Raw genomic sequence first — 25,896 nt, forward strand, 5'->3', positions numbered from 1 at the left:
CCTTCTCAGTAGGTCTCGATGACGCGCGAGTCGTCCCGGGCGGCGAGCCCGGCGTCGGCGGCGGCGAGGTAGCGGTCGCGGGCGAGATCGAGGAGCGGGGTCGACGCGTCCGCGTTCCGGGCGGCGTCGGCGACGAGCCCGGAGTCCTTGACGAAGATGCCGATGGTGCTGGTGACCTCGACATCGGTGCCCTGCAGCATTCGCGGGCCGCGGTCGGAGAGCATCCACGAACCCGCGGCACCGCTCTCCACCAGCGGGAGGACGGCCGCGGGATCGAGGCCGAGCTTCGCCGCGAGCGCGAGGGCCTCGGCCGCGGCGACGATGTGCACCGAGCAGAGGTGCTGGTTGACGACCTTGATCGCCTGGCCCTCTCCCAGCGCGGTGCCCACCACCCGGATCGTGCCGAGCGGCTCCAGCACGTGCCGGACCGCGTCGACGTCCGCACCGGCGGCGAACAGGGTGAGCTCGCCGGTGCGGGCGCGGGCGACGCCACCGGTGACCGGGACGTCGAGCACCGTGGCACCGCGCCCGACGAGCCGCGCGCCCTGCTCGCGCACCGCGTCCGGGCCGACGGTGCTCATCACGATCCAGGTCTGACCGCCTGCGTCGACGACCTCGTCGACCAGGGTCGCGAGCTGGTCGGGCGTGGCGACCATGACCACCACGACATCGGCCCGCGGGGCGGCGGACAGGCTCGTGACGACCGGGACGCCCGCCACCGCGGCACGCTCGGCGGCGGCCGGGAACGGGTCGACGCCGGTCGTCGGGATGCCCGCCGCGACGAGCCGGGCGGCCATCGGCAGGCCGATGGCGCCGACGCCGACGAACACGACGGAGGTGTCGCTCATCGAGGATCCTTCGTGGGTGAGGCACCGCGCGGGAGCGGGTGGGAACACACTCCCGCGCGGGCGGATCGGGGGGAAGGGTGGCTGGTGGGTCTGCGGCGGGCCGGCCGAGCTGCGCCGGCCGACCCGTCACGGCTCGCCGACGAGCGAGGACCAGACCTCGAAGTGTCGGCGCATGGCCTCGCGGGCGCCCGCGGCGTCCCGATCGCCGACGGCGTCGACGATGCCGTAGTGCACGGTGTCGACGACCCGGGTCTCCCCCGGGCCGATCGGCAGTCGCTCCGCCGCCCGCAGGCGGCGTTCGACGACCTCGCTGCGCAGGGCGTGGCTCAGGCCCTCCGCGACGATGCCGAAGATCGGGTTGTCGACGATGCGGAACAGGGTGCGGTGGAACTCGAGGTCGGCCTCGAGCGCGTTCTCGTCCTCCCCCGCGCCACTCGCCTCGACCATCTGGTCGACGAGCCCGCGCAGCTCGTCGACGTCGTCCGCCGTGGCGAGCCGGGCGGCGGCCTCGGCCACGGACAGCTCCAACATCTCCCGCGCCGACCGGAAATGCGGGCCGGTGAGGTGCCCGAGCTGCTGGGACAGCCCGAAGAACAGCGCGATGAACGTGGCGTCCGGGACCTGCAGGTAGGAACCGCGCCCCTGGGTGCGGTCCAGGAAGCCGAGCATCTCCAACATCGACAGCTGCTCGCGCAGCGTCCCGCGGGAGACGTCCAGCGAGGCGACGAGCTCACGCTCGGTGGGCAGCCGCAGCCGCCCGGTCCCCGCTTCGGGGGTGGCCTGTGCCGCGAGGCTCTGCACGAGATACGAGAGATCGACGCCCATCAGTGCCACCTCCTTTGGTCGAACCAATGCGAGGAGATTAAGCGGCGCCCAGGAGCGCTGTCAAGGATTGGTTCGACCTATTCGGCGCCGAGCACCTCGGCGAGATCGAACGAGACGGGACGCTCGAGCTGCGCGTAGGTACACGACTCCGGGGTGCGGTCGGGGCGCCACCGCACCCACTGCGCCGTGTGCCGGAACCGGGCACCCTCCATGTAGTCGTAGCGCACCTCGACGACGCGCTCGGGGCGCAGCGGCACGAAGGACAGGTCCTTGCCGTTGTTCCAGCGGCTGCCCTCGTTCTTGCGCGGGGTGCGCTCCCCCTCCAGGTGCGCACCCCAGTTCCACGGGTGCCCCTCGAACTCGGTGACCAGTGGCTGCAGCTCCGCGAACAGCTCCCGGCGCCGGGCCATCGGGAACGCGCCGACGACGCCGACGGACGCGAGCACGCCCCGGTCGTCGTACAGGCCCAGCAGCAGGGACCCGATCAGGTCGGGGCCGGACTTGTGCACGCGGTAGCCGGCCACCACGGCGTCACAGGTGCGCTCGTGCTTGATCTTGGTCATGACGCGCTTGTCCGGCTGGTAGGTCTGGTCGGGCTTCTTGGCGATCAGCCCGTCGAGCCCCGCGCCCTCGAACTGCTCGAACCAGCGCCGCGCCTCGTCGACGTCCCGGGTGAGGGGGGTGACGTGGACGGGCGCCCGCGCCGCGGCGAGGGCCTCCTCCAGCCGGGCGCGGCGGACCTCGAACGGCTGCGCGGTGAGGTCCTCGTCGCCCAGGGCGAGGAGGTCGAACGCGACGAAGCTGGCCGGGGTCTGCTCGGCGAGGAGGTTCACGCGCGAGGCGGCGGGGTGGATGCGCTGCTGGAGGGCCTCGAAGTCCAGGGTGTTGCCGTCGAGGTTCGCGACGATCACCTCGCCGTCGACCACCGCGCGCTCCGGGAGGTTCGCCTTGAGCGCCTCGACCAGCTCGGGGAAGTAGCGGGTCATCGGCTTCTCGTTGCGACTGCCGATCTCGACCTCGTCCCCGTCGCGGAAGACGATCGAGCGGAAGCCGTCCCACTTGGGCTCGTACAGCGACCCCGCGGGGATGCGGGGAGCCGGCTTCGCCAGCATCGGCTTCACGGGCGGCATGACGGGCAGGTCCACGGCGACAGTCTGCCGCCTCCGGCGGTCGTGCGTGGTAAGTGGTGCTCTGGCACCACTCACCGCGCACGGGTGGCGCAGCCGCAGCTGTCCCGGTGCACGAAGCGCGGCGGCAGGCGGAGGGTCTGCGGCGGCGCGGCGGGGTCCGCCATGCGGCGCAGGAGCAGGCGGACCGCCTCGCGGCCGATCTCGGCGAAGGGCTGGGCGACCGCCGTGAGCCGCGGGGCGAACAGGTCCGCCCAGGGGAAGTCGTCGAAGCAGGCGAGGGCGACGTCCTCGGGGACGCGCAGCCCGGCCTCGCGGAAGGCCTGCATCGCGCCGATCGTCATCGAGTTGTTGGCGGTGATCACCGCGGTCGGCGGGTCGGCGCGGGCGAGCAGCGCGTGGGTGGCCACGCGCGCGGGCTCCTCGGCCGAGTGGCCGTCGACCCGCAGCTCGACCGAGAGGCCGGCCCGCCGCAGACCGAGCCGGTAGCCCTCGACGCGCTCGAGCGTCGTCTGCAGGCCCGGGTGGCCCGCGACCAGTGCGATCCGCTCGTGTCCCGCGCCCGCCAGGTGCGTGACGAGCCCCGCCACGGCCTCGACGTTCTCGCTGCCGACCTGGTCCATCCGGTCGTCGATGAGGCGGTCGACCAGGACCGTCGGGACGCCGCGGGAGGTCAGGTGGGCGAGCGCCGCGCCGGGCCGGGCGGAGGGGGCGAACAGGACGCCGTCGACGCGGCGGCCCTGCAGCCGTCGGATCACGACCTCCTCGTACTCGGGGTCCTCGTGCGGGTCGACGAGCAGCAGGGTGTAGCCCTGCCGGGCCGCCTCGGCCTCGATGGCGTGGATCAGCTCGCCCAGGAACGGGTTCGAGATGGCGGAGAGCGCGAGGCCGATGGTCGTGGTGCGGGCGGTGGCGAGCGCCTGGGCGACGGTGTTGGGGGTGTAGTCGGCTGCGCGCACGGCGTCCAGCACCAGGGCCCGGGTCTCCGGGCGGACGGTGCGGGTGCCGTTGAGCACGTGCGACACCGTCGCGATCGACACGCCGGCGAGCCGCGCGACGTCCGCCATGGTCGCCATCGCCACCACCTCTCGTCTCGCCCTGCCGGGAGGACCGCCCGGTGTCATGATCGCCGCGATGGGTACCGCGGTTCGTGAGCCGCGTCACGCCATGGTGCAGCATTCCGATGCGTAAGCGCTTGCGCAAGCGCTTAAATTGGCCTTACCGTACGTACTGGCGTGACATGGAACACGTGCCGCACGGGAACTCACCGCCGATACCCGAGAAGGAGGGCACCGTGGCCGCACCGCCCAGCAGGTCGCCCGACCGTCCACCCCGCCGCCCGCGCCGAGGACTCGGCAGCCTGACCGCCGTGATCGCGGTCCTCGTCCTCGCCCTCTCCGGATGCGCGGGCGCCGGTGCGCTCGGCGGCGGAGGAGACGGCCAGCAGACCATCACCATCGCGATCGTCTCCAACCCGCAGATGCAGGACGCGATCCAGCTATCCAACCGGTTCGAGCAGGAGAACCCGGGGATCCGGCTGAAGTTCGTGTCACTGAGCGAGAACGAGGCACGCGCGAAGATCACCGCGTCGGTCGCGACCGGCGGCGGCGAGTTCGACGCCGTGATGATCTCGAACTACGAGACCCCGCAGTGGGCCGCCAACGGCTGGCTGGTGGACCTCGATCCGCTGATGGCCCGGACCCCGGGGTACGACGAGGACGACTTCATCCCCGCCGTGCGCCAGGCCCTGTCCGGCCCGGACGGGCACATGTACGCGGTGCCGTTCTACGGCGAGTCCTCGTTCCTGATGTACCGCAAGGACCTGTTCGCCCAGGCCGGGATCCAGCTCTCGGCGCAGCCGACCTGGCAGGAGGTCGCGGCCGCCGCGCAGCGGTTGCACGACCCGTCGAAGGGCATGTCCGGGATCTGCCTGCGCGGCAAGCCGGGCTGGGGCGAGGTGATGGCGCCGTTCGACACGATGGTCAACACCTTCGGCGCCCGCTGGTACGACCCGCAGTGGAACGCCCAGCTCACCTCGCCGAAGTTCCGTGAGGCCGCGAACTTCTACGTCGACCTGCAGCGGAACTACGGCGTCCCGGGTGCGGCGACCGCGGGCTTCTCCGAGTGCGGCACCGAGTTCAGCCAGGGCAACGCCGCCATGTGGTACGACGCCACGGTCGCCGCGGGCATCGTGGAGAACCCGGCCGAGTCGCGGGTCGCGGGCAACGTCGGCTACGCGCCCGCCCCCGTCGTCGAGAAGCCGGACTCCGGGTGGCTCTACACCTGGTCGCTGGCCATCCCGAAGACCGCCGAGGAGGAGGGCACCTCCGACGCGGCGTGGCGGTTCCTGTCCTGGATGACGTCCAAGGAGTACGGCCCGATGGTCGGGCAGGAGCTGGGCTGGGAGCACGTCCCGCCCGGTGCCCGGCAGTCGACGTACCAGATCCCCCAGTACGTCGAGGCGTCGAAGGCCTACGCGCAGCAGACGCTCGACGCGATCGCCGCGGCCGACCAGCGCAACCCCAGCGTCGAGCCGGTGCCCTACACGGGCGTGCAGTTCCTCGCCATCCCGGAGTTCCAGGACATGGGGACGCGGGTCAGCCAGCAGCTCTCGGCCGCCGTCGCCGGGCAGCAGACCGCCGACGAGGCCCTCGACCAGGCCCAGGTCTACGCCGAGACCGTCGGAGAGTCCTACCAGCGGGAGGGGCAGTGACCGACGACGCGCTCACTCCAGCGGAGGAGACATCATGACCGCCACCGTCGAGAGGCCCGCGGAGATCGTCCCGCGGGAACCCGTGAACAAGGGCCGGGAGGGGTGGGTCCGCCGCGCCCCGCTGCTGCCCGCGCTGGTCTTCACGATCATCGTCACGCAGCTGCCGTTTCTGTTCACCATCTGGTACTCGCTGCAGAGCTGGAACCTCGTCCGCCCCGGATCGCAGCAGTTCGTGGGCCTGGACAACTACGTCAACGTCTTCACCGACAGCCAGTTCCGCGGCGTCGCGCTTAACACGGTGGTCCTCACCGTGGGCGCGGTGCTGATCGCGATGGTGCTGGGCCTGGCGTTCGCATTGCTGCTGGACCGGCAGTTCCGCGGCCGCGGCGTCGTCCGGACGCTGCTGATCACCCCGTTCCTCATCACGCCGGTCGCGGCCGCGCTGCTGTGGAAGACGGTGCTGTTCAGCCCGACCTACGGCCTGATCAACTTCGTGCTGTCGCCCTTCGGCGCGGGCCAGACGGACTGGATCTCCGCCTTCCCGCTGACCTCGGTGATGGTCGCGCTCGTCTGGCAGTGGACGCCGTTCATGATGCTGTTGACCCTCGCGGGCCTGCAGTCCCAGCCGCACGACGTGCTGGAGGCGGCCCGGGTGGACGGCGCGGGCTCGTTCGCGATCTTCCGCGAGATCACGCTGCCGCACCTGCGCCGGTTCATCGAGCTGGGCATCGTGCTCGGGGCGATCTACCTGGTCAACACGTTCGACGCGATCTACATGATGACCCAGGGCGGCCCGGGCACCGCCAGCGCGAACCTGCCCTTCTACATCTACCAGCGCGCGTTCCTGGGCTTCGACATCGGACAGTCCGCGGCCATGGGTGTGGTGGTGGTCGTCGCGACGATCATCGTCTCCACGTTCGCCCTGCGGCTGATCTTCCGCAGCTTCCAGGAGGAGTCATGACCACGACGGTGGAACGGCCCCCCGTCCAGGAGGAGGTCGCGCCCGCGCAGCGCGGCAACAAGGTCGGGCCCGCGCTGCTCACGGTGCTGACCTGGATCATCGGGATCGGCTTCTTCTTCCCGATCCTGTGGATGGTGCTCACCGCCTTCAAGCAGGAGGCGGACGCCTACACCACCCCGCCGACGCTGTTCTTCACCCCGACGCTGGACCAGTTCGCCGAGGTGTTCGACGCCGGCATCGGGCCCTACCTGCTCAACTCGCTGTTCGCCACGGTCATGTCGACGATCTTCGTGCTCGCGCTCGCGATCCCCGCGGCCTACGCGGTGTCGCTGCGGCCGGTGAAGAAGACCCAGGACGTGCTGTTCTTCTTCATCTCGACGAAGATGCTGCCCGTCGTGGCGGCGATCGTGCCGATCTACGTCGTGGTCAACAACATCGGGATGCTCGACAACGTCTGGACGCTGATCGTCCTCTACACCGCCATGAACCTGCCCATCGCCGTGTGGATGATGCGCTCGTTCTTCCAGGAGGTGCCCAAGGAGCTCCTCGAGGCGGCCTCGATGGACGGGGCGTCGCTCTGGCGCTCCATGCGCGAGGTCGTGCTGCCGGTGGTCTCCCCCGGCATCGCCGCCACGTCGCTGATCTGCGTGATCTTCGCGTGGAACGAGTTCTTCTTCGCCGTCAACCTCACCGCCGCGCAGGCCGCGACGGTGCCGGTGTTCCTCGTCGGGTTCATCACCTCCGAGGGGCTGTACTTCGCCAAGCTCTGCGCCGCGGCCACGATGTGCGCGCTGCCCGTCGTGATCGCAGGCTGGATCGCCCAGAACAAGCTCGTCCAGGGCCTCTCCTTCGGGGCCGTCAAGTGAAGGGGGCCCATCGTGGCTGACGTGGTGTTCGACCAGGCGTCCCGGGTGTACACCGCCGGGGCCAAGCCCGCCGTGGACCGGCTGGACCTCGAGATCGCCGACGGCGAGTTCGTCGTCCTCGTGGGGCCCTCCGGCTCCGGCAAGTCCACCGCCCTGCGCATGCTCGCCGGGCTCGAGGAGATCGACGGCGGGGAGATCCGCATCGGCGGCCGCACCATGGTCGGGGTGCCCTCGCGGGACCGGGACATCGCCATGGTGTTCCAGAACTACGCGCTGTACCCGAACAAGACCGTGGGCGAGAACATGGCGTTCCCGCTGAAGATGCGGGGCGTCGAGAAGTCGGTGCAGCAGGAGAAGGTGCGCGCCGCCGCGGACGTGCTGGGGCTGACGGACTTCCTCGACCGCAAGCCCAAGGCGCTCTCCGGCGGTCAGCGGCAGCGGGTGGCCATGGGCCGGGCGATCGTCCGCGAGCCGCAGGTGTTCCTGATGGACGAGCCGCTGTCCAACCTCGACGCCAAGATGCGTGTCTCCACCCGCACCGAGATCGCCGCCATGCAGCGCAGGCTGGGGGTCACGACCGTCTACGTCACGCACGACCAGGTCGAGGCCATGACGATGGGCGACCGGGTGGCACTGCTGGCCGACGGGAGGCTGCAGCAGTTCGCCACGCCCGCGGACCTCTACGACAAGCCGGCCAACCGGTTCGTGGCCGGGTTCATCGGCTCGCCCGCGATGAACCTGTTCACGCTGCCGGTCTCGGCGGAGGGCGTCCACATCGGGTCGTCGGAGCTGCGGCTGCCGCGCGAGGTGCGCGGGCGCATCTCCGCGGACACGGTCACCCTGGGGATCCGCCCCGAGCAGTGGGCGGTGGCGAACGGCCGGGGGACGGCAGGGGGCGGCGCCGACGGGGTGGGTGGCGACGGGGCGGGCTCGGGGGTGAAGGCCCAGATCGACGTCGTCGAGGAGCTGGGCAGCGACGCCTACCTCTACGCCCACCTCGACGACGAGGAGCAGACCCCCGTCGTCGTGCGCACCGGCGGCCGCACGGGGGCCCGCCGCGGCGACCAGGTCGTGCTGACCCCGACGAGCGAGGACCTGCACCTGTTCGACGCGGAGTCCGGGGAACGTCTCTAGGTCCGCGCCTGCGGCGCCCGTGCGTGGTGAGTGGTGCCAGAGCACCACTCACCACGCACGAGCGGCGTTCGTCAGGTGCGGTTCGCGGCGGCGAGCTGGCCGCAGGCGGCGTCGATCTCCTGGCCCCTCGTGTCCCGCACCGTGCAGGACACCCCCTGGGCCTCGACCCGGCGCACGAACTCGCGCTCGACGGGCTTGGGGCTGGCGTCCCACTCGCTGCCCGGGGTGGGGTTGAGCGGGATCAGGTTCACGTGCACGCGCTTCGTGCCGAGGTGCCGGCGCAGCACCTTTCCGAGCAGGTCGGCGCGCCACGGCTGGTCGTTGACGTCCCGGATCAGGGCGTACTCGATGCTGACCCGACGGCCGGTGGTCTGGGCGTAGCGGCGGCCCGCGTCGAGGACCTCGCCGACCTTCCACCGGTTGTTCACCGGGACCAGGGTGTCGCGGAGCTCGTCGTCCGGGGTGTGCAGCGAGATCGCGAGGGTGACCGGCAGGCCCTCCTGCGCGAGCTTGTCGATCGCCGGGACCAGCCCGACGGTGCTCACCGTGATCCCGCGCGGCGAGATGCCGAAACCGTTCGGGGCGGGCTCGGTGATGCGGCGCAGCGCGGCGACCACGCGCTTGTAGTTGGCCAGCGGCTCGCCCATGCCCATGAAGACGATGTTCGACAACCGCTTGTCCGGGCCGAGCGCACCCTCCTGCGCGGCCTTGGCGGCCTGGCGCACCTGGTCCACGATCTCGCCGGTCGACAGGTTCCGCTGCAGCCCGCCCTGGCCGGTGGCGCAGAACGGGCAGGCCATGCCGCACCCCGCCTGGCTGGAGATGCACACCGTCGCGCGGTCCGGGTACCCCATGAGGACCATCTCGGCGAGCGTGCCGTCGTGGCCCTTCCAGAGGGTCTTGCGGGTCTGCCCGTCGTCGCAGACCTGCTCCTTCACCGTCTGGACCAGCGGCGGGAGCAGCGTGGTGAGCTGCGCCCTGGCGGCGGCGGGCAGGTCCGTCATCTGCTCGACGTCCGCGGTGAGGCGGCCGAAGTAGTGGCGCGCGAGCTGGTCGGCGCGGAACGCGGGCAGGCCGAGCTCCTGGATCGCCGCCTTGCGGTCGGTGGGGTCCAGGTCGGCGAGATGGCGGGGCGGGGTGGCGCGCTTGGGCGCGTCGAAGACGAGCGGCAGGGAGGTGGACATCGCGCCCACCAGGGTACGCCGCAGCTCGGCGAGGGTGTCAGCGGCCGATGCGCTCGCGGACGTCGGTGACCGCGCCGGTCCGCCGCGCGGCGGCCGCCCACAGGACGGCGGCGCCGCCCAGGCCGACGACGCCGTACGGGCCCGCGGTGCCCGCGGTGTTCAGCGCGAGCAAGGCACCCACCGCGCCGAGCACGACCAGCGCCCCGCCAACGGCCGTCCAGGAACGCTCCACCAGGACCGACGCCAGCGCGATGAGGCCCACGCCGATCGCCACGGCGCCGAGGGGCACGGTCAGCTCGCCCCAGCCGTTCCCGATCATCGGCAGCACGATCGACAACGCGACCAGCACCACCGCGACCGCCGCCACGACCCGCAGCGCGCGGGTCCGCAGCTCCCGGGGGAGCCGCGCGCCCCGGCCGTGGCGCCTGCGGATCACGGTGAACCACCAGCCGCTGAACAGCAGGCCCGCGGCCATGAGCAGGGTGCCGCCACCGCTCCCGAGGCCGAGCGTGCCCGCGACCCAGCCTGCGGCCCCGAGCAGGAGCTCGAGCTGGGGCAGGGGGATCCCGGCGGGGGTGCGCAGGGTGCGGCTCATGGGCCCACGGTAGCGAGGGCGTCACCCGGCGGGGTGAGCCGGGCTAGCCGCTGGGCACGTGTCGTGCGCTCGGTGCTGCACGATCGCCGACGGTGTGTCGTCACGGTGGGGTGGGGAGCGCTGAACGCACGAAACGTGCGGTCAGCGTGGTCGAGACCGCACCGACCGCACGGAAACCGTGATCATGCAGCAGTGTGCGCACGAAACGCGCTCACACCGCGGCCGGCTCCCGCAGGACGTGCCCGGCCTCGTGACGGCCGTGGGGCGCGTTGCGGAACCGGGCGGTGAGCAGGGCGACGAGGATGCCGCCGACCGCCCACGCACCGGCGACGAGCAGCGGCGCGGTGCTGCCGACGCCGTCGAAGTAGACGATCCGGCGCAGCGCGTCCACGCCCGCGCCGTTGGGCAGCCACCCGCCGATGGTCGCCCAGAAGGCCGGTAGCACCCCGTCCTGGTAGGCGCCGCCCGCGCTCGGGTTGCCGAGGATCACGAACAGCAGGATCGTGACGCCGATCCCGACCACGCCGAGCAGCGCGGACAGCGCCACGGTGACGGCGGCCGCCGCGAAGGTCAGCAGGGTGCCCAGGCCCCAGAGCGCCAGGACGTGCCCGGTCAGCGCGCCGAGGACCGGTCCGGCGATCAGCGCGCCGCCCAGCCCGCCCAGCACGGCGAACCCGAGGGCGAGGCCCAGTCGTCGGGCCGTGGTGGGCAGGTCGGGCCGCTTCTCGCCGGTCAGCCCCAGCAGGGCGGCGAGCAGGTAGCCGCCCACGATCCAGCCGGTGACCAGGTAGAACCCGCTCAGCCCGCGGGCATCGCCCGCCTGGGGGGCCACGACGTCCTCGACCCGCAGGGTCCGGCCCTGCGCGGCGTCGGCCCGGGTCAGCACCGTCTCGACGGCCCCCGACACCGAGGTGCCCTCCGCGCTCGCGACGAGCAGGACGTCCTCGTGCTCGCCCACGATCAGGACCCCGGACGTCCGGTCCGCGAGCAGGTCCGCGCGGGCCGTCGCCTCGTCGGCGCCGGTGATCTCCAGGGTGCCGTCCAGTCCCGCGGCCAGCTGCTCGACCACGGGTGCCTGCGCCACCACCTCGACCGGGATCGCGTCCGGTCGAGGGTCGTGGAAGGCCCCCACGTAGCTGAGCACGAACCCGAGCTGCAAGCCCAGGACGGCCACCACCAGTCCGACGGTGCGTCTCATCGTTCCTCCGTTTCGATACACCACTGTATTGGATTCACTGGTGTATCGTCACTGTTCAGGAGGTCACAATGGCGACCAGGCGACGGGCGGACACGCGGGCACGGCTGCTGGAGGCCGCGGCGGAGGTGTTCGTCGAGCGCGGGTTCGGGGCCACGAGCGTGGAGCAGGTCTGCGAGGCGGCGGGGTTCACCCGCGGCGCGTTCTACTCGAACTTCTCCTCGCTCGACGAGCTGCTGCTCGCCCTCGTCGCGCAGCGGCACGCGGCGGTGGTGGCCGGGCTCGGCGCCGCGCTGGAGCAGATCGAGCCCGCCCCGGTGGAGGACCTCACGGCCTTCGTCGGCGAGATCGTGCGGGCCCACCTGGCCGACCGGCGGTGGCAGGTCCTGCAGACCGAGCTCGCCCTGCACGCGTTGCGCCACCCCGCCGTGGCGGAGCAGGTCGCCGAGCACCGCGCCGACCTGCGGCGACGGGTGGGTGAGCTGATCGCCCACGCCGCCGGGCGGGCGGGCCGCAGCCTCACGGTGGGGCCGGAGGAGCTGGCGCGAGCGGTGCTCGCCCTCGTCGAGGGCACGCGGTTCCAGACCTACCTCGACCCGGCGGCGACCCGCACGGACCGCCTGCTCCTGACCGCGGTCCTCGAGCAGTACACCCGCGCCGCCGGACCGGACGGCCCGGCCGTCAGACGATGAGGCCCGCCGGCGTGCGGCGGGTGTGCAGGCGGTAGCCCACCGGGATGGTCAGCCCCGTCGTCTGCGCGATCGCCCGCGCCGCGGTGGCCGGGGCGAACTCGATGCGCAAGACCGCCTCGAGCGTGCCGCGGTCCGGGAAGCGCCACGTGCTGGTAACGCGGCGCTGGTCGAAGCCCTGCCGGGCGAAGAAGCGTTCGACGGCGGCGGCGTCGTAGCGGGGCAGATCGGCGCGCAGCCACTCCCCGTACGGCCCCACGGTGAAGTCCAGGTCGATGATCGCGAGGATGCCGCCGGGTCGCAGCACCCGGTCGGCCTCGGCGAGCCCGGGTTCGCAGCCCGCGCCGAAGAAGTAGGCGGTGCGGGCGTGGACGAGGTCCGCGGACGCGTCCGGCAGTGGCAGCGCCTCCGCTCCCCCGCGCCGGACGTCGAGGCCACGGGCCTGCGCGCGGGCCACCAGCGGCGGGTGCGGCTCGACGCCGACGACCGAGCGGGCCGACTCGGCGAACCGCGGCAGGTGGAACCCGTCACCGCAGCCGACGTCGACGACGTCCCGCCCGGCCCACGGCGCGGCCTCGGCGAGCGCGGACCACAGGGCGCCGTCCGCGTCCTGCGCCTCGTTCTCCCGCTGGTAGACCTCCGGCCAGTGCCAGATGTTCGGGCTCGGGATCGCCGGCCCGCTCTTGGTCTGGCCCCCGAAGCCCGTGTAGTGCACGACGACCGAGCCTCAGACGGGGACGAAGGCGCTCAGCAGCGCCCACGACACGAACGCGGCCGGGAGCATGGAGTCCATCCGGTCCATCAGCCCGCCGTGGCCGGGCAGCAGGTTGCCCATGTCCTTGATCCCGAGGTCCCGCTTGATCATGGACTCGGTGAGGTCGCCGAGCGTCGCGGTGATGACGAGGACCGCGCCGAGGATCGCGCCCTGCCACCACACGCCCGCCAACAGCAGGTGGACCGACAGCGCGCCCGCGACCATGCCGGCGACCAGCGAGCCGCCGAAGCCCTCCCAGGACTTCTTCGGGCTGATCCGCGGGGCCATCGGGTGCCTGCCGGCGAGGACGCCCGCGGCGTACCCGCCGACGTCCGACGCCACGACGCAGATCATGAACGTGAGGACCCGCCCGACGCCGTCCTCCGGCAGCACCAACAGGACGGCGAACGAGACGAAGAACGGGACGTAGGCGGCGGTGAACACGCCCGCGCCCACGTCCCGCACGAAGCCGGACGCCGGATTCGCCGCCGGACTCGCCGCGAACATCCGCCAGAGCAGCGAGACCAGCACGGTCACCGCGAACGCGATGGCCGAGCCGGTGAGCCCGAACGGCCAGGCCAGCCACACCATCGCCTGCCCGCCCACCAGCAGCACCGGGAGCGGCACGATGATGGCCTGCGCGCTGTGTCGGAGCGCACCGGCGAGCTCCCAGGTGGCCACGGCCACCGCCACCGCGAGCACGATGACGAACGCCTGCCGCTGAATCAGCAGCGAGGCGAGGATGACCGCCCCCATCGTGACGCCGACGGCGATCGCGGCGATCAGGTTGCGGCCGAGCCGCGCCGAGCGCGACGACTTCGACGGCACACCCGGCAACCCCGACCCGGGCAGGTCCGTGGTGACCGGGGGCGGGCTGTCCTTGTCTGCGCCGTGGGAGGTGGTCATTCAGACCTCGAGGAGCTCGGCTTCCTTGTTCTTGACGAGCTCGTCGACCTGGGCGACGTACTTGTCGGTGGTGCCCTGCAGCTCCTTCTCGGCGCGCCCGACCTCGTCCTCGCCCGCCTCGCCCTCCTTGACGATGCGGTGGAGCTCGTCCATCGCCTTGCGGCGCAGGCTGCGGATGGTGACGCGGGCCTCCTCGCCCTTGCTGCGGGCGACCTTGACCATCTCGCGGCGGCGCTCCTCGGAGAGCTGCGGGATGACGCACCGGATGATCTGACCGTCGTTGCTCGGGTTGAGGCCGAGGTCGGAGTTGCGGATGGCGGTCTCGATGGTCTTCAGCGAGCTCGCGTCGTACGGCTTGATCACGGCCATCCGCGCCTCGGGGATCGTCACCGAGGCCAGCTGGTTGAGCGGGGTGTAGGCGCCGTAGTAGTCGATCACCACCCGCGAGAACATCGCCGGGGTGGCCCGACCGGTGCGCACGCTCGCCAGATCGTCCTTGGCCACGTCGACGGCCTTCTCCATCTTCTCCTCGGCGTCGAAGAGGGTTTCGTCGATCACGGGGCTGCTCCCTGGCTCGTACTCAGTTCTCGGTCGTGCTGACCAGCGTGCCGATCCTCTCACCACGCACCGCCCTGACGATGTTGCCCTCGGTCAGCAGGTTGAACACGATGATCGGCATCTTGTTGTCCATGCAGAGGCTGAACGCCGTGGCGTCCGCGACCTTGAGCCCGCGCTCCAGCACCTCGCGGTGCGTGATCTCGGTGTACATCTCGGCCGTCGGGTCCGTCTTCGGGTCCGCGGTGTAGACCCCGTCGACGCCCTTGGCCAGCAACAACGCCTCGCACCCGATCTCCAGCGCGCGCTGGGCGCCCGCGGTGTCGGTGGAGAAGAACGGCATGCCGACACCGGCCCCGAAGATCACGACCCGGCCCTTCTCGAGGTGCCGGATGGCCCGCCGCGGGATGTAGGCCTCCGCGACCTGGCCCATGGTGATCGCGGTCTGCACGCGGGTGTCGAGGTGGTGCTCGCGCTCGAGGAAGTCCTGCAGCGCGAGGCAGTTCATCACGGTGGCGAGCATGCCCATGTAGTCCGCGCGGGAGCGGTCCATCCCGCGCTGCTGCAGCTCGCTGCCGCGGAAGAAGTTGCCGCCGCCGATGACGACGGCGATCTGGGCACCGCTCGCGACGACCTCGGCGATCTGCCGCGACACGGTCTCCACGACCTTGGGATCGACGCCGAGCCCGCCCCCGCCGAACATCTCGCCGCCGAGCTTGAGCAGCACGCGGCGAAAGCCCGTCCGGGGGCCGTGGTCCTCGACGTCGATCCCCTCGGTCATCAGGACTGGCCGACCTCGAAGCGGACGAAGTCCTTGACGGTCAGCCCGGCCTCGTCGACCAGGTTCTTGACGGTCTTCTTCGAGTCCAGGACCGACGCCTGCTCCAGCAGGACGACGTCCTTGTAGAAGCCGGTGATCCGGCCCTCGACGATCCGGTCCAGGATCTTCTCGGGCTTGCCCTCCTCGCGGGCGGTCGCCTCGGCGATGCGCTTCTCGTTCTCCACGACCTCGGCCGGAACCTGGTCACGCGTGGTGAACTGGGGGCGCGCCGCGGCGATGTGCATCGCCACGTTGCGGGCGGCCTCGGCGTCCGACCCCTCGTACGCGACGAGCGCGCCGATGGCGGGCGGGAGGTCGTTCGAGCGGCGGTGCAGGTAGACCGCGACCGGGCCGTCGACGTGGATGTAGCGCTTGAGCTCGAGCTTCTCGCCGATGCGGGCCGACAGGGCCTGGATCGCGTCCGCCACGGTGCCACCGTCGAGCGGGGCCTTGGCCAGGGCCTCGACGTCCGCGGGCTTCTGGTCCACGGCCACGCCGAGGATCTTGGTGGCGAGGGTGACGAAGTCCTCGCTCTTGGCGACGAAGTCGGTCTCGCAGTTCAGCTCGACCATGGTGCCGCCCTCGGCGACGACCAGGCCGTTCGACGTGGCGCGCTCGGCGCGCTTGCCCACGTCCTTCGCGCCCTTGATGCGGAGCAGCTCGGTGGCCTTCTCGAGGTCGCCGTCCGACTCCTCGAGCGCCTTCTTGCAGTCCATCATCCCGGAGCCGGTGAGCTCACGGAGCCGCTTGACGTCGGCGGCGGTGTAGTTCGCCATCTCGGTGCTTTCTCGTCCTTCGCGGTGGAGTTCGCGGGCCGGGGACCGGTCCCCGCGGCCGAGCGGGATGCGCTCGGCCGCGGGGAGCGGATCAGCCTGCGGTCTGCTGGGTGCCGTTGCTCGTGGACGCCGGAGCGGCGGCCGCGGGCTCGGGGGTCGCGCTGTCGGTCGACGCCGGGGCCGCCGGGGCCGCCGGGGCCGCCGGGGCGGCCTCGCCTGCCGGCAGGCTCGCGCCGTCAGACCCGCCCGCGAGGAGCTCCTGCTCCCACTCGGCGAGCGGCTCGGAGCCGTTGCCCGCCGCGCCCGCGGAGTCGTTGCGGTTGCCGCCCGAGCGGGCGAGGAGACCGTCCGCCGCCGCCTTCGCGATCACCTTGGTGAGCAGCGCCGCGGAACGGATCGCGTCGTCGTTGCCCGGGATCGGGAAGTCGACCTCGTCCGGGTCGCAGTTGGTGTCCAGGATGGAGACGACCGGGATGTTGAGCTTCCGGGCCTCGCCGACGGCGATGTGCTCCTTCTTAGTGTCCACGATCCAGACCGCGCTGGGCACCTTGGACATGTCGCGAATACCGCCGAGGGTCTTCTCGAGCTTGTCCTTCTCGCGGGTGAGCATGAGGATCTCCTTCTTGGTGCGACCCTCGAAGCCCCCCGTCTGCTCCATCGACTCCAGCTCCTTGAGGCGCTGGAGGCGCTTGTGCACGGTCTGGAAGTTGGTGAGCATGCCGCCCAGCCAGCGCTGGTTCACGTACGGCATGTTGACCCGGCCCGCCTCCTCGGCGATGGCCTCCTGCGCCTGCTTCTTCGTGCCGACGAACATGATCGTTCCGCCGTGCGCGACGGTCTCCTTGACGAACTCGTACGCACGGTCGATGTACGACAGCGTCTGCTGCAGGTCGATGATGTAGATGCCGTTGCGCTCGGTCAGGATGTAGCGCTTCATCTTCGGGTTCCAGCGACGGGTCTGGTGCCCGAAGTGCACGCCGCTGTCGAGCAGCTGCTTCATGGTGACGACGGCCATGGCCGGTGTGCACCTCTCGGTAGGGCGCGGGATGAGACTCCACCCCGCACGTGGCGGTTCTCGCGGGTCCTCCGGTGAAGGCCCCGCCCTGGCGCCGCGCCGGTTCCCGGAACCCGCTCCCCCGCCCTGCCGGACGTGGGTTCGGGACCGCCCGGTCACCGGGCCCCGCTGCGGCGATCGTGCTGCGGGGCGCGCGAGCGCGCGAAGTCACCTCGATCTCTCGAGGTGCGGTTCCGAGTGTACGCCGGGCCCCCTGACCGGCTCACCCGGGACCACCCTCGTGACCGGCGGTTGTCCACCGATTCGGCCACCTGTGGACGGATTCTCCCGCCCCCTTCCCCGTCGCGGCATCCTCGGCCCATGCGCTGGGGGCGACGGATGGCGGCGGCGGGCCTGGTCGGGGCCCTCGCGATCAGCGGTGCGGGCGGGGGTGTCGCGGCGGCGGCGCCCCTCCCGCAGGCGGAGGTGGAGGTGGTGGAGGGTGGGCTGGGGGTAGGGGGCGGGGGGAACGGAGCCGAACGCGCGCCGGTCGTCGAGTACGGCTGGCCGCTGCGCCCGGCCCCGGCGGTCGCGCGGCGGTTCGAGGAGCCGCCGTTCCGGTACGGGCGCGGGCACCGCGGCGCCGACCTGGCCGCCGCGCCCGGTCAGGCGGTGCTGGCCGCGCGGGCGGGCGAGGTGGTGTTCGCCGGGCCCGTCGCGGGCCGCGGCGTGGTGTCCGTGCTGCACCCGGACGGGTTGCGCACCACGTACGAGCCGGTGGCCGCGACCGTCGCCGTGGGGGTGCGGGTCGGGCTCGGGGACCCGATCGGCACCCTCGAACCCGGGCACGCGGGCTGCCCGGTCGCGGCGTGCCTGCACTGGGGCCTGCGCCGCGGGTCGGGGACGGCGGCGGACTACCTCGACCCGTTGGTCCTGCTCCGGCCGCGGTACGTCCGTCTGCTGCCGCTGCCGTGAGCCGGAAGCCGCCGTGAGTCAGCCCGCGACCGTCTCCATGAGCCGGGTGCGCAGCCGCGTGACCAGGCGCGCGTGCAGCTGGCAGACCCGCGACTCGGTGACCCCGAGCAGCCTGCCGATCTCGGCGAGGGTCCGGTTCTCCAGGTAGTAGAGCCGCACGACCTGGCGGTCCCGCTCGCCGAGCGCCCGCACGGCACCGGCGAGCTCCCGGACGGTCTCGGCGTGCTCGGCCACCGCCACGGGATCGAGTGCCTCGTCGTCCGGGAGCAGGTCGGCGATCGTCACCGGCCCCGGGATCCCGGCCTCGAGCGCCTCCACACTGACCAGCTGTCGGTGCTGCAGCGCACTGCGCAGCTCGCGCAGCCCGATCCGGAGCTCGGCGGCGACCTCGTCGTCGGCGACGCTGCGCCCGCGCGCCCCCTCCAGCCGCTCCCGGGTCCGCTCCACCTCGCGACGCCGGGCCCGGGCGCTGCGCGGCACCCAGTCCTGCGCGCGCAGCTCGTCGAGCATCGCGCCGCGGATCCGCTGGGCGGCGTAGCTCTCGAACCGCACCTCGCGGGCCGGGTCGAACCGCTCGACGGCGTCGATCAGCCCGAACATGCCGACCTGGACCAGGTCGGCGACGTCGACGTGGCTCGGCAGCCCGCCGGCCATCCTCCCGGCGACCCCGCGGACCAGGCCGCGGTAGTGGAGGACGATCCGATCCCGGGCCGCCCGCGCCCGGGTCGCCCGGAAGTCCCCCCAGAGACCCGCGGTGATCTCGGCCGCGGTGTCGGCGCCGGCGGCCGTGGTCCCGGTGGTGGACGGCAGCGCCGCGGGTGAGACCGGCAGGTCCAGCACGTCCGCGACGGCGCCGTCCCGCTCCTTCTCGGTGGAGGTGCCGTTCGGCGACGAGGGGTGCCCGATCGGGCGAACGGTGGCCAGCTCGGGCGTGTCGCCGGTGGGCCCGGCGCCCGTCAGGTCGTGGTGGCGCCCGCCCGGGGCCGCGTCGGCCCCGGTCTCCGCCGCGACTGCACGCAGTGACACCCTGCGCACGACGGCGAACGGTTCGTGCGGGGCCTCCAGAGCCCGGACCAGGCTGTGCGCCAATGCGGCCGCGCCGCTCGTCGATCGGCCCGTGAGCTGCGCAGACTCGACGTCGGGAGCATCATGCCCGGGGATGAGCCTGGTCATGGACCACCTTCAGACGGTCGACTGTCACGTGCGTGTAGAGCTGAGTAGTTGACAGCGTAGCGTGACCGAGCAACTCCTGTACGTAACGAAGGTCGGCGCCGCCGTGGAGCAGATGGGTGGCGGCCGCGTGCCGGAAGCCGTGCGGGCCGATGTCCGGTGCGCCCGGCACCGCCGTCATGGCGCGATGCACCACGGTGCGCGCGACGCGCGGGTCGATACGGCCACCGCGCACCCCGAGGAACAGCGCGGGCGGCGAGTGCGGGCCCGCCAGGGCGGGCCGCCCCACGGCGCGCCAGCGGTCCAGCGCCCGCGCCGCGGGCACCCCGAACACGACGGTCCGCTCCCGGTTCCCCTTCCCCAGGACGCGCAGGGTCCGCTGGGAGTCGTCCACGGAGTCCAGGTCGAGTCCGCACGCCTCGCCGACCCGGATGCCGGTCGCGTAGAGGACCTCCAGCAGGGCCAGGTCCCGCAACGCCTCCGGGTCCTCCTCGGCGGCCCCGGACACGGCGGCGTCCAGGACCGCGGCGGCCTGGTCCGCGCGCACCACCTCCGGGAGGGCGGGCTTGGCGGGCGGTGAGCTCAGCCGCGCGCCCGGGTCCGTGGCGAGCAAGCCCGCGCGCACCGCCCAGGCGGTGAAGGTCCGCACTGCGGCCGCGCGCCGGGCCAGCGTGGACCGCGCGGCCCCCGCCCGGTGGGCCTCCCCCAGCCTGCGCCGCAGGTGCGCGAGGTCCAGATCGGCGAGACCGCCGAGCCCGGCCAGCATCGCGGCCAGATCCGACCGGTAGGCGCGGACCGTGTGGGGCGACCGGCCGCGTTCCAGCTCCAGGTACCGCGCGAACCGCTCGATCGCCGACTCGACCTCCGGGCCGAACCCGGGGGCGGCGGGACCGTCGGGGTCCGGGCCGTCGGGGTCCGGGGCGGGAGTGCGCGCGGCGGCCATCCCCAGACGGTGCGGGTCCCTCCGGCCGCCGTCAACGTGCCACGCCGTGGCCTCACGAGGCACCCTCCCCCGGGGTCTGGCGCTGCCACCGACCGTCCTGGAACCGGGCCATCCCCCGGCGCTCGAGCCCGGTCAGCGCGGAGCGGACCTGGTCGGGGGTCAACCCGGCCTCGTCCGCGAGCCAGGCGACCGTGCGCGCGGCCCGCGGGGGCAACGCGTCGTGCACGCGGGCCTGGCCGGCATCGAGCACGTCCGTCGGGCGCTGCGGCCCGTCCGGTTCCTGCGCGAGCTCGATCCCCAGCCTGCCCGTCGCCTCGGTGACCTCCTCAGCCCGGGTGACGAGCAGGGCCCCCGACCGGATCAGCTCGTGACAGCCCGCCGAGAGCGCCGAGCTGACCGGCCCCGGGACCGCCATGAGCACGGTCCCCAGCCGCTGCGCGTCACTCGCCGTGCGCCGGGCGCCGCTGCGCCGGGCGGCCTCGACGACGACGGTGCCCGCACACAGGGCGGCGATCAGCCGGTTCCGCACGAGGAACCGGTGCCGGGCCGGGACCGCCCCCGGCGGGTACTCGGACACCACCAGCCCGGCCGCCGCGATGCGGCCCAGCAGACCGGTGTGCGACTCCGGGTAGGGGCGGTCGACCCCGCAGGCGAGCACGGCCACGGTCGGGCCGCCCGCCGCGAGCGCGCCGCGGTGCGCGGCGCCGTCGATCCCGAGCGCCGCCCCGGACACCACGGTCTGCCCCGCCGCGGCCAACCCGGCGCCCAGCTCCGCCGCGGTGTGGGTGCCGTACCCGGTCGCCGCCCGGGCACCCACCACGGCGACGGCACGGCCGCACAGCTCGGCGAGGTCGCCCACGCCCCGTACCCACAGGGCGAGGGGCGGCACGAGGTCCTCGCTCTGCGCGAGGGCGAAGCTCGTGAACGGCCAGTTCGGCCAGGCCGGGTCCTCGGGACAGAGCAGCCGGGCCTGGACGGCCCGCGCCGCGGCGAGGTCCTGGTCGGCCCGGTCGGCCGCCCGGCGGCCCGAGGTCTCCCCCGCGACCTCCCGCGAGACGTCTCCGCGCCGGATCGCGGCGGCCGCCTCGACCGCGCCGACCGCCTCGACGAACCGCCCGGTGTGCGGGGCGGGCGGCTCGGCCACTCGAAGCAGGTAGGCGCGGGCCCGCAGGACCTCCTCGCCGACCGCCGCCGACCGCGGGGCCGCGGCGCCGGTCGCGAGCCCGCTCACGCCGCACTCCGCTCGCGGAAGTAGAGCGCCCCGTCGACCGCGTCCCGGTCCGGCGAGCTGGTGCCCGCCAAGTCGCTCAAGGTCCACGCGACCCGCAACGCGCGATCTGCGCCACGTGCGGACAGCTCGCCTGCCCGCATCCGCTCCTCCAGGGGCCGCACGACCGAGCGCGGGAGGCCGAAGCGCCGCCGCAGCTCGGGACCGGGCACCTCGGCGTTCGTACGCCACCCGTGCGCCGACCACCGCTCCGCGGCAGCCGCCCGGGCCTCCAGGACGCGGGCCCGCACGGTCGCGGTGTCCTCACCCGTGTCGTCCCCGCCCAGGTCGATGACCGGCAGCATCCGCGCCTGGATGTCGACCCGGTCCAGCAGCGGGCCGGACAGCCGGGCGAGGTAGCGCCGCCGGTCCACGGACCTGCACACGCAGTCCCGGTCCCGGACCGGCGCGCACGGGCACGGGTTCGCGGCGGCGACCAGCTGGAAGTGGGCCGGGTAGATGGCGGTGGCCTCCGCCCGGGAGATCCGCACCTCCCGTTCCTCGAGCGGCGTGCGCAGGGACTCCAGGACGTGCGGTTGGAACTCGGTGCACTCGTCCAGGAAGAGCACGCCGCGGTGGGCCATCGAGACCGCGCCGGGGCGGGCCGTGCCGGAGCCGCCGCCGAGCAGGGCCGCCATCGTGGACGAGTGGTGCGGCGCCACGAACGGCGCGACCAGCTCGAGCGGGTCGCTGGGCAGCTCGCCCACCACCGAGCGGATCGAGGCGAGTTGGAGGGCCTGGTCGCGTTCCAGCTCCGGCAGCAGCCCGACGATCCGCCGGGCGAGCATGGTCTTGCCGGTGCCGGGCGGACCGAGCAGCAGCAGGTGGTGCCCGCCCGCGGCGGCCACCTCGAGCGCCCGCCGCGCGTCCTCCTGGCCGACCACGTCCGCCAGCTCGGGGAACCTCGAGGGCGGCGTGGGCAGCGGGCTCCCGGGCCGCTCGAGCTGCTGCTCCCCGGCGAACCAGCCGACGACCTCGTCCAGCGTGCTCGCGCCGAACACCTCCACGTCCTCCACCAGCGCCGCCTCCGGCAGGGTCGCCGCCGGGACGACCACGCGGCGCAGCCCCGCCTCCCGGGCGGCCAGCACACACGGCAGGATGCCGCGGACCGGGCGGACCCGACCGTCGAGCGCGAGCTCCCCCAGCAGTGCGATCCCGGCGAGCCTGCCCGCGTCGACCACGCCGGCGCCCGCCAGCACGCACACCGCCAGGGCCAGGTCGAACCGCGAGCCGGACTTGCGCAGGGTGGCCGGGGAGAGCGCGAGCAGGATCCGCACCCCGGGCCAGTCCTGGCCGGAGTTGACGACCGCCGAGCGCATCCGGTGCACGGACTCCTGCAGCGCCGTGTCCGCCAACCCGACGATCTGCACCCCCGGGATGCCGCCGCCGACGAGCGCCTCGATCTCCACGGGCACCCCCTCGACCCCGCGCAGGGCCACGGACCACCCGCGTGCGAGCCCCATCAGAACGCGTCCTGGAAGTGCTGGAGCGTGACCGGGCCGCCGGGGCGCATGAGCACCGCCACCACGTCGAACCGGACGGGACACCAGTCGGTGGTGTGGGCCGCCAGCCAGGCGCGGGTGACCGCCCTGATCCGGTTCGCCTTCAGCGGCGTGACGGCCTCGGCGGGCTCCCCGTACCGGGTGCCCGACCGGGTCTTGATCTCGCAGACCACGAGCCTGCCGGGCTCGCTCGCCACCACGTCGATCTCGCCGTCCCGGCACCGCCAGTTGCGGTCCAGCACGGTCAGTCCCCTGCTCTGCAGGTACTCGACCGCGGCGTCCTCACCGCGGCGGCCCAGTTCGTCCTTCGCTGCCATGCCGACACGATGACCGGCGCGCAAGGCCTGTGGAGCGAAACCGGGAATCTGCTCCACAGGCCCCGTTTCCGGTGGACAACTCCGGTCCCGCCGCCTCGGCGGGCCGGTTCCGTCGGGGCCTCGTGCTAGTGCCCCGGTGCCCCGGTGCCCCGGACTAGAAGCGGTCGTTCTCCGGCAGGCGCAGATCGGGCTTGTCGAGCTCCTCGATGTTGACGTCCTTGAACGTCAGCACCCGCACGTTCTTGACGAACCGGGCGGGCCGGTACATGTCCCACACCCAGGCGTCCGACATCCGGACCTCGAAGTAGACCTCGCCGTCGCTGTTGCGCGGCGCCACGTCCACGGAGTTCGCCAGGTAGAAGCGGCGCTCGGTCTCCACCACGAACGAGAACTGCGACACGATGTCGCGGTACTCCTTGTAGAGCGTGAGCTCCATCTCGGTCTCGTACTTCTCGAGATCCTCGGCGCTCACGACTGCTCTCCCCCTACCTCGGTGTCCCCGTCCGGGAACCCATTCTGGACCACCCCGCCCGGCCGCCCGACCCCGGCCGCCGCCGCCACGTTCACGAACGAGAACCGGTGCTCCGGACAGGGCCCGTGCCCGGCGAGCGCCTCCTCGTGCAGCGGGGTGTTGTAGCCCTTGTGGATCGCGAAGCCGTACTCCGGGTACTGCGCGTCGAGGCCCACCATCAACCGGTCCCGCGTGACCTTGGCCAGCACGGACGCCGCCGCCACGCACGCCGCGGTCAGGTCGCCCTTGGGCACCGCGAGCGTGGGCCTGCCGAACCCGTGGACCGGGAAGCCGTCGGTGAGGACGTAGCCCGGCGGGTTGCTCAGCCCGGCGACCGCGCGCCGCATCCCCTCGATGTTGGCGATGTGCACCCCGCGCCGGTCCACCTCGGCGGGCGGGATGACGACCACCGCGTGGTCCTCGGCCCGGCGCAGGATGCGGTAGTAGAACTCCTCGCGCAGGGCGGGGCCGAGCAGCTTGGAGTCGGTGAGGCCCTCCAGGCGCCGGGCGTCCCCGGGCCGCAGCACGCAGGCGGCCACGACGAGCGGGCCCGCGCAGGCCCCGCGGCCCGCCTCGTCCACCCCGGCGACCGGGCCGAGCCCGTGGCGCTGCAGGGTGCTCTGCAGCGTCCACATCCCGGCGGACGCGCGCACGGTCGCCCGGGTGGGGCGCCACTCGGGCGGGAGGAGCTGGGCGGGACGCGTCCGGCGCGGCCGCCGCCGTGTCGGTGCGACCACCTACGACCGGCGCTGGGAACGGCTCGGGGGCGGCAGGAACTCGTCCTCCTCGCCGTCGAGCATTCGCCGCCTGACCAGCATGAACGGCAGGACACCGACCAGCCCGAGGCCCAGCGGCAGTGCCGAGTTCTGCAGGGCCGAGGTCTGCGGGTCGGTGTCGTCGATGAACCCGAAGCGGCTGACGGGCAGCACCTTCATCCGGGCCTTGCCGATCACGTTCTCCACCGGGATGGGCCCGTGCCCGTCGATCCGGGAGTCCGACGAGTTGTTGCGGCTGTCCCCCATCACCCACAGCTCGCCCTGGGGCACCGTGATCGGCCCGAACGGGATCTGCCGGGCGGGGCCCGCGGCGGGCAGGTAGTAGATGTAGGGCTCGTCCAGCGGCTGGTCGTTCACCATCACGCGGTTGCGGGAGTCGCAGCACGCCACGGTCTGCCCGCCGACGGCGATGACACGCTTGACGAAGTCCTTCTCGTCCGGCGGGGCGAGCCCGATCAGCGAGAGGAACTGCTGCACGATCTCCCCGACCGTGCTCGACGGCTCGTCCACCTGGAACTCGGTGTTGACCCAGGAGTCCGGCCCGCGGAACACCACCACGTCCCCCGGGGCGGGGTCGGTGAAGCGGTAGGTGACCTTGTCGACGAGCACCCGGTCGTTGTTGCAGCCGGTGCAGCCGTGCAGTGTGGTCTCCATCGAGCCCGACGGGATCACGTACACCTTGGCGACGAAGGCCTGGATGACGATCGTGAGGACCAGCGCGACCCCGACCAGGATCGGCAGTTCCTTCCAGAACGTGGAGCGGCGCCTGCGCCCGGACTTGGGCTTCTTGGTGCCGGGGGCGCGCTTCGCCACGTACTCGCCCGCGGGTCGGCCCTGCGGGGAGGCGCCCGCGCGGCGGCGGTGCCTGCCGGGGACGGCGTCGAGGTCCACCCGCAGCTGCGGGTCGACAGTGCCCTCGGGGCGGTCCTCGGGGCGGTCCTCCCCCGTGTCGACGACCGGCGCGACGACGTCCGTCGGGCGGTCGTCCTCCACGGGACGGGGCGGGACGCGCCGCGGCGGCGGCCCCTGCGGCCTGCTCTGCTGCGCGGGTCCGCCGTACGGCGGTGCACCGTTCGGGCCGCGGCCCTGCACGGGCGCCCCGTTCGGGACCGCGCCGTTCGGAGCCATCCCGTTCGGGACAGCACCGTTCGGGACAGCACCGTGGGGAGCCACACCGTGGGGGACGGCGCCGTTCGGGGCGACCCCGTTGCGCGAGCCTCCGTTGCGGTGGCCGGCGTTCGGTGGTGCGCCGAGTGTCTGCGGCGGGGGCATCGGCCCCCGCGGCCCGGACGGCGGGTACTCCGCCGGTCCGGGGAACGGCGCCCCGTTGGCCCCGGTGCCGGGCACCCGGCCCTGCGGGCGCTCCCCGGCGAGCGGCACGGCGCCCGGCGGCGGACCGTCCCCGGTCATCGGGGGACCGTCCCGACGCGGCCTGCCGCGGCGGTCGTCGGGGAGCTCGGGTGACGCCACGTGATGAGGCTACGGCAGGGCGC

General features: G+C 73.1%; 27 protein-coding genes. 6 read left to right on the forward strand and 21 right to left on the reverse strand.

All coding sequences use genetic code 11. The annotated features are described in order from the left end of the window. Positions 1-5 precede the first annotated feature (5 nt). From BLS43_RS08535 to BLS43_RS08550, 4 genes are all read right to left on the reverse strand, one after another. Positions 6-848, reverse strand: coding sequence for an NAD(P)-dependent oxidoreductase (locus tag BLS43_RS08535; RefSeq protein WP_093079450.1), 843 nt, complete (start codon positions 846-848; stop codon positions 6-8). Positions 849-974: 126 nt separating this feature from the next. After that, on the reverse strand, positions 975-1,673 hold the full coding sequence (locus BLS43_RS08540) for a FadR/GntR family transcriptional regulator (RefSeq protein WP_093079454.1): 699 nt from the start codon (positions 1,671-1,673) through the stop codon (positions 975-977). Between the two features lie 77 nt (positions 1,674-1,750). After that, positions 1,751-2,818 carry an ATP-dependent DNA ligase gene (locus tag BLS43_RS08545; RefSeq protein WP_093079459.1) on the reverse strand — a complete coding sequence of 356 codons (1,068 nt, stop codon included), beginning with the start codon at positions 2,816-2,818 and terminating at the stop codon, positions 1,751-1,753. Between the two features lie 56 nt (positions 2,819-2,874). Continuing rightward, positions 2,875-3,876 (reverse strand): LacI family DNA-binding transcriptional regulator, encoded by a 1,002-nt coding sequence (locus BLS43_RS08550; RefSeq protein WP_093080034.1) that lies wholly within the window; start codon positions 3,874-3,876, stop codon positions 2,875-2,877. Positions 3,877-4,160: 284 nt separating this feature from the next. Between BLS43_RS08550 and BLS43_RS08555 the strand changes: the two genes are divergently transcribed. From BLS43_RS08555 to BLS43_RS08570, 4 genes are read left to right on the forward strand one after another with little or no spacing between them, the layout of a single operon-like run. Further along, positions 4,161-5,513 (forward strand): ABC transporter substrate-binding protein, encoded by a 1,353-nt coding sequence (locus BLS43_RS08555; protein WP_245707394.1) that lies wholly within the window; start codon positions 4,161-4,163, stop codon positions 5,511-5,513. Positions 5,514-5,547: 34 nt separating this feature from the next. Next, entirely contained in the window at positions 5,548-6,474 is a 927-nt protein-coding gene (locus BLS43_RS08560) for a carbohydrate ABC transporter permease (RefSeq protein ID WP_093079468.1), read from the forward strand. Beyond that, positions 6,471-7,340 (forward strand): carbohydrate ABC transporter permease, encoded by an 870-nt coding sequence (locus BLS43_RS08565; protein ID WP_093079473.1) that lies wholly within the window; start codon positions 6,471-6,473, stop codon positions 7,338-7,340. The genes BLS43_RS08560 and BLS43_RS08565 overlap by 4 nt, the downstream gene beginning before the upstream one ends. A 12-nt stretch (positions 7,341-7,352) precedes the next feature. Continuing rightward, complete coding sequence (locus BLS43_RS08570; protein WP_093079478.1) at positions 7,353-8,474, forward strand: ABC transporter ATP-binding protein; 1,122 nt, start codon at positions 7,353-7,355, stop codon at positions 8,472-8,474. Positions 8,475-8,545: 71 nt separating this feature from the next. On the opposite strand, the gene rlmN is transcribed toward BLS43_RS08570, so the two are convergent. From rlmN to BLS43_RS08585, 3 genes are all read right to left on the reverse strand, one after another. Continuing rightward, positions 8,546-9,658, reverse strand: coding sequence for a dual-specificity RNA methyltransferase RlmN (gene rlmN / locus BLS43_RS08575; RefSeq protein WP_093080038.1), 1,113 nt, complete (start codon positions 9,656-9,658; stop codon positions 8,546-8,548). Between the two features lie 37 nt (positions 9,659-9,695). After that, complete coding sequence (locus BLS43_RS08580; protein ID WP_093079482.1) at positions 9,696-10,253, reverse strand: hypothetical protein; 558 nt, start codon at positions 10,251-10,253, stop codon at positions 9,696-9,698. A 211-nt stretch (positions 10,254-10,464) separates the two neighbouring features. Continuing rightward, positions 10,465-11,451, reverse strand: a complete 987-nt coding sequence (locus BLS43_RS08585) for an ABC-2 transporter permease (protein WP_093079487.1) — start codon at positions 11,449-11,451, stop codon at positions 10,465-10,467. Between the two features lie 68 nt (positions 11,452-11,519). Here BLS43_RS08585 and BLS43_RS08590 point away from each other — a divergent pair, with 68 nt between their 5' ends. Next, complete coding sequence (locus BLS43_RS08590) at positions 11,520-12,140, forward strand: TetR/AcrR family transcriptional regulator (RefSeq protein ID WP_093079492.1); 621 nt, start codon at positions 11,520-11,522, stop codon at positions 12,138-12,140. Here BLS43_RS08590 and BLS43_RS08595 read toward each other — a convergent pair. The 6 genes from BLS43_RS08595 to rpsB form a co-directional block, all read right to left on the reverse strand. Beyond that, a complete protein-coding gene (locus tag BLS43_RS08595; RefSeq protein WP_093079497.1) occupies positions 12,130-12,852 on the reverse strand; it encodes a class I SAM-dependent methyltransferase in 723 nt (240 codons plus the stop codon). The genes BLS43_RS08590 and BLS43_RS08595 overlap by 11 nt on opposite strands. A gap of 12 nt (positions 12,853-12,864) precedes the next feature. After that, on the reverse strand, positions 12,865-13,797 hold the full coding sequence (locus BLS43_RS08600) for a phosphatidate cytidylyltransferase (RefSeq protein ID WP_093079502.1): 933 nt from the start codon (positions 13,795-13,797) through the stop codon (positions 12,865-12,867). Then, positions 13,798-14,355: a ribosome recycling factor gene (gene frr, locus BLS43_RS08605; protein ID WP_093079507.1), complete on the reverse strand. Its 558-nt coding sequence runs from the start codon at positions 14,353-14,355 to the stop codon at positions 13,798-13,800. Positions 14,356-14,377: 22 nt separating this feature from the next. Continuing rightward, positions 14,378-15,133 (reverse strand): UMP kinase, encoded by a 756-nt coding sequence (gene pyrH / locus BLS43_RS08610; RefSeq protein WP_093079512.1) that lies wholly within the window; start codon positions 15,131-15,133, stop codon positions 14,378-14,380. Continuing rightward, positions 15,133-15,948, reverse strand: a complete 816-nt coding sequence (gene tsf, locus BLS43_RS08615; protein WP_093079517.1) for a translation elongation factor Ts — start codon at positions 15,946-15,948, stop codon at positions 15,133-15,135. The genes pyrH and tsf overlap by 1 nt, the downstream gene beginning before the upstream one ends. A 91-nt stretch (positions 15,949-16,039) precedes the next feature. Next, positions 16,040-16,963: a 30S ribosomal protein S2 gene (gene rpsB / locus BLS43_RS08620; RefSeq protein ID WP_093079521.1), complete on the reverse strand. Its 924-nt coding sequence runs from the start codon at positions 16,961-16,963 to the stop codon at positions 16,040-16,042. A 360-nt stretch (positions 16,964-17,323) separates the two neighbouring features. Between rpsB and BLS43_RS08625 the strand changes: the two genes are divergently transcribed. After that, positions 17,324-17,917 carry a M23 family metallopeptidase gene (locus BLS43_RS08625; protein ID WP_245707379.1) on the forward strand — a complete coding sequence of 198 codons (594 nt, stop codon included), beginning with the start codon at positions 17,324-17,326 and terminating at the stop codon, positions 17,915-17,917. An 18-nt stretch (positions 17,918-17,935) separates the two neighbouring features. On the opposite strand, the gene BLS43_RS08630 is transcribed toward BLS43_RS08625, so the two are convergent. From BLS43_RS08630 to lepB, 8 genes are all read right to left on the reverse strand, one after another. After that, positions 17,936-19,090, reverse strand: a complete 1,155-nt coding sequence (locus BLS43_RS08630) for a FliA/WhiG family RNA polymerase sigma factor (RefSeq protein WP_093079531.1) — start codon at positions 19,088-19,090, stop codon at positions 17,936-17,938. Then, on the reverse strand, positions 19,065-20,030 hold the full coding sequence (locus BLS43_RS08635) for a tyrosine recombinase XerC (RefSeq protein ID WP_093079536.1): 966 nt from the start codon (positions 20,028-20,030) through the stop codon (positions 19,065-19,067). Before BLS43_RS08635 ends, BLS43_RS08630 begins: the two co-directional genes overlap by 26 nt. A 52-nt stretch (positions 20,031-20,082) precedes the next feature. After that, positions 20,083-21,261, reverse strand: a complete 1,179-nt coding sequence (gene dprA / locus BLS43_RS08640; RefSeq protein ID WP_093079541.1) for a DNA-processing protein DprA — start codon at positions 21,259-21,261, stop codon at positions 20,083-20,085. Next, positions 21,258-22,760 (reverse strand): YifB family Mg chelatase-like AAA ATPase, encoded by a 1,503-nt coding sequence (locus BLS43_RS08645; RefSeq protein WP_093079545.1) that lies wholly within the window; start codon positions 22,758-22,760, stop codon positions 21,258-21,260. The genes dprA and BLS43_RS08645 overlap by 4 nt, the downstream gene beginning before the upstream one ends. Then, on the reverse strand, positions 22,760-23,116 hold the full coding sequence (locus BLS43_RS08650; protein ID WP_093079549.1) for a YraN family protein: 357 nt from the start codon (positions 23,114-23,116) through the stop codon (positions 22,760-22,762). Before BLS43_RS08650 ends, BLS43_RS08645 begins: the two co-directional genes overlap by 1 nt. Before the next feature lie 154 nt (positions 23,117-23,270). Then, positions 23,271-23,588, reverse strand: coding sequence for a DUF2469 domain-containing protein (locus BLS43_RS08655; RefSeq protein ID WP_093079553.1), 318 nt, complete (start codon positions 23,586-23,588; stop codon positions 23,271-23,273). Beyond that, positions 23,585-24,280 (reverse strand): ribonuclease HII, encoded by a 696-nt coding sequence (locus BLS43_RS08660; RefSeq protein ID WP_281245822.1) that lies wholly within the window; start codon positions 24,278-24,280, stop codon positions 23,585-23,587. Before BLS43_RS08660 ends, BLS43_RS08655 begins: the two co-directional genes overlap by 4 nt. A gap of 84 nt (positions 24,281-24,364) precedes the next feature. Continuing rightward, a complete protein-coding gene (gene lepB, locus BLS43_RS31860) occupies positions 24,365-25,531 on the reverse strand; it encodes a signal peptidase I (protein ID WP_093080047.1) in 1,167 nt (388 codons plus the stop codon). Positions 25,532-25,896: the final 365 nt, after the last annotated feature.

It is taken from the genome of Pseudonocardia oroxyli, assembly GCF_900102195.1.
In the GTDB taxonomy this organism is placed as follows: domain Bacteria; phylum Actinomycetota; class Actinomycetes; order Mycobacteriales; family Pseudonocardiaceae; genus Pseudonocardia; species Pseudonocardia oroxyli.

Bases quoted from the DNA above. Each gene is read 5' to 3' on its own strand.
- rlmN (WP_093080038.1), bottom strand. From the start codon at position 9,658: ATGTCCACCTCCCTGCCGCTCGTCTTCGACGCGCCCAAGCGCGCCACC.
- BLS43_RS08560 (WP_093079468.1), top strand. From the start codon at position 5,548: ATGACCGCCACCGTCGAGAGGCCCGCGGAGATCGTCCCGCGGGAACCC.
- BLS43_RS08590 (WP_093079492.1), top strand. From the start codon at position 11,520: ATGGCGACCAGGCGACGGGCGGACACGCGGGCACGGCTGCTGGAGGCC.
- pyrH (WP_093079512.1), bottom strand. From the start codon at position 15,133: ATGACCGAGGGGATCGACGTCGAGGACCACGGCCCCCGGACGGGCTTT.
- BLS43_RS08635 (WP_093079536.1), bottom strand. From the start codon at position 20,030: ATGGCCGCCGCGCGCACTCCCGCCCCGGACCCCGACGGCCCGGACCCC.
- BLS43_RS08580 (WP_093079482.1), bottom strand. From the start codon at position 10,253: ATGAGCCGCACCCTGCGCACCCCCGCCGGGATCCCCCTGCCCCAGCTC.
- BLS43_RS08585 (WP_093079487.1), bottom strand. From the start codon at position 11,451: ATGAGACGCACCGTCGGACTGGTGGTGGCCGTCCTGGGCTTGCAGCTC.
- BLS43_RS08535 (WP_093079450.1), bottom strand. From the start codon at position 848: ATGAGCGACACCTCCGTCGTGTTCGTCGGCGTCGGCGCCATCGGCCTG.
- tsf (WP_093079517.1), bottom strand. From the start codon at position 15,948: ATGGCGAACTACACCGCCGCCGACGTCAAGCGGCTCCGTGAGCTCACC.
- lepB (WP_093080047.1), bottom strand. From the start codon at position 25,531: ATGGCTCCGAACGGCGCGGTCCCGAACGGGGCGCCCGTGCAGGGCCGC.
- BLS43_RS08600 (WP_093079502.1), bottom strand. From the start codon at position 13,797: ATGACCACCTCCCACGGCGCAGACAAGGACAGCCCGCCCCCGGTCACC.
- BLS43_RS08625 (WP_245707379.1), top strand. From the start codon at position 17,324: ATGCGCTGGGGGCGACGGATGGCGGCGGCGGGCCTGGTCGGGGCCCTC.
- BLS43_RS08550 (WP_093080034.1), bottom strand. From the start codon at position 3,876: ATGGCGACCATGGCGGACGTCGCGCGGCTCGCCGGCGTGTCGATCGCG.
- BLS43_RS08650 (WP_093079549.1), bottom strand. From the start codon at position 23,116: ATGGCAGCGAAGGACGAACTGGGCCGCCGCGGTGAGGACGCCGCGGTC.
- BLS43_RS08540 (WP_093079454.1), bottom strand. From the start codon at position 1,673: ATGGGCGTCGATCTCTCGTATCTCGTGCAGAGCCTCGCGGCACAGGCC.
- BLS43_RS08565 (WP_093079473.1), top strand. From the start codon at position 6,471: ATGACCACGACGGTGGAACGGCCCCCCGTCCAGGAGGAGGTCGCGCCC.
- BLS43_RS08630 (WP_093079531.1), bottom strand. From the start codon at position 19,090: ATGACCAGGCTCATCCCCGGGCATGATGCTCCCGACGTCGAGTCTGCG.
- BLS43_RS08645 (WP_093079545.1), bottom strand. From the start codon at position 22,760: ATGGGGCTCGCACGCGGGTGGTCCGTGGCCCTGCGCGGGGTCGAGGGG.
- rpsB (WP_093079521.1), bottom strand. From the start codon at position 16,963: ATGGCCGTCGTCACCATGAAGCAGCTGCTCGACAGCGGCGTGCACTTC.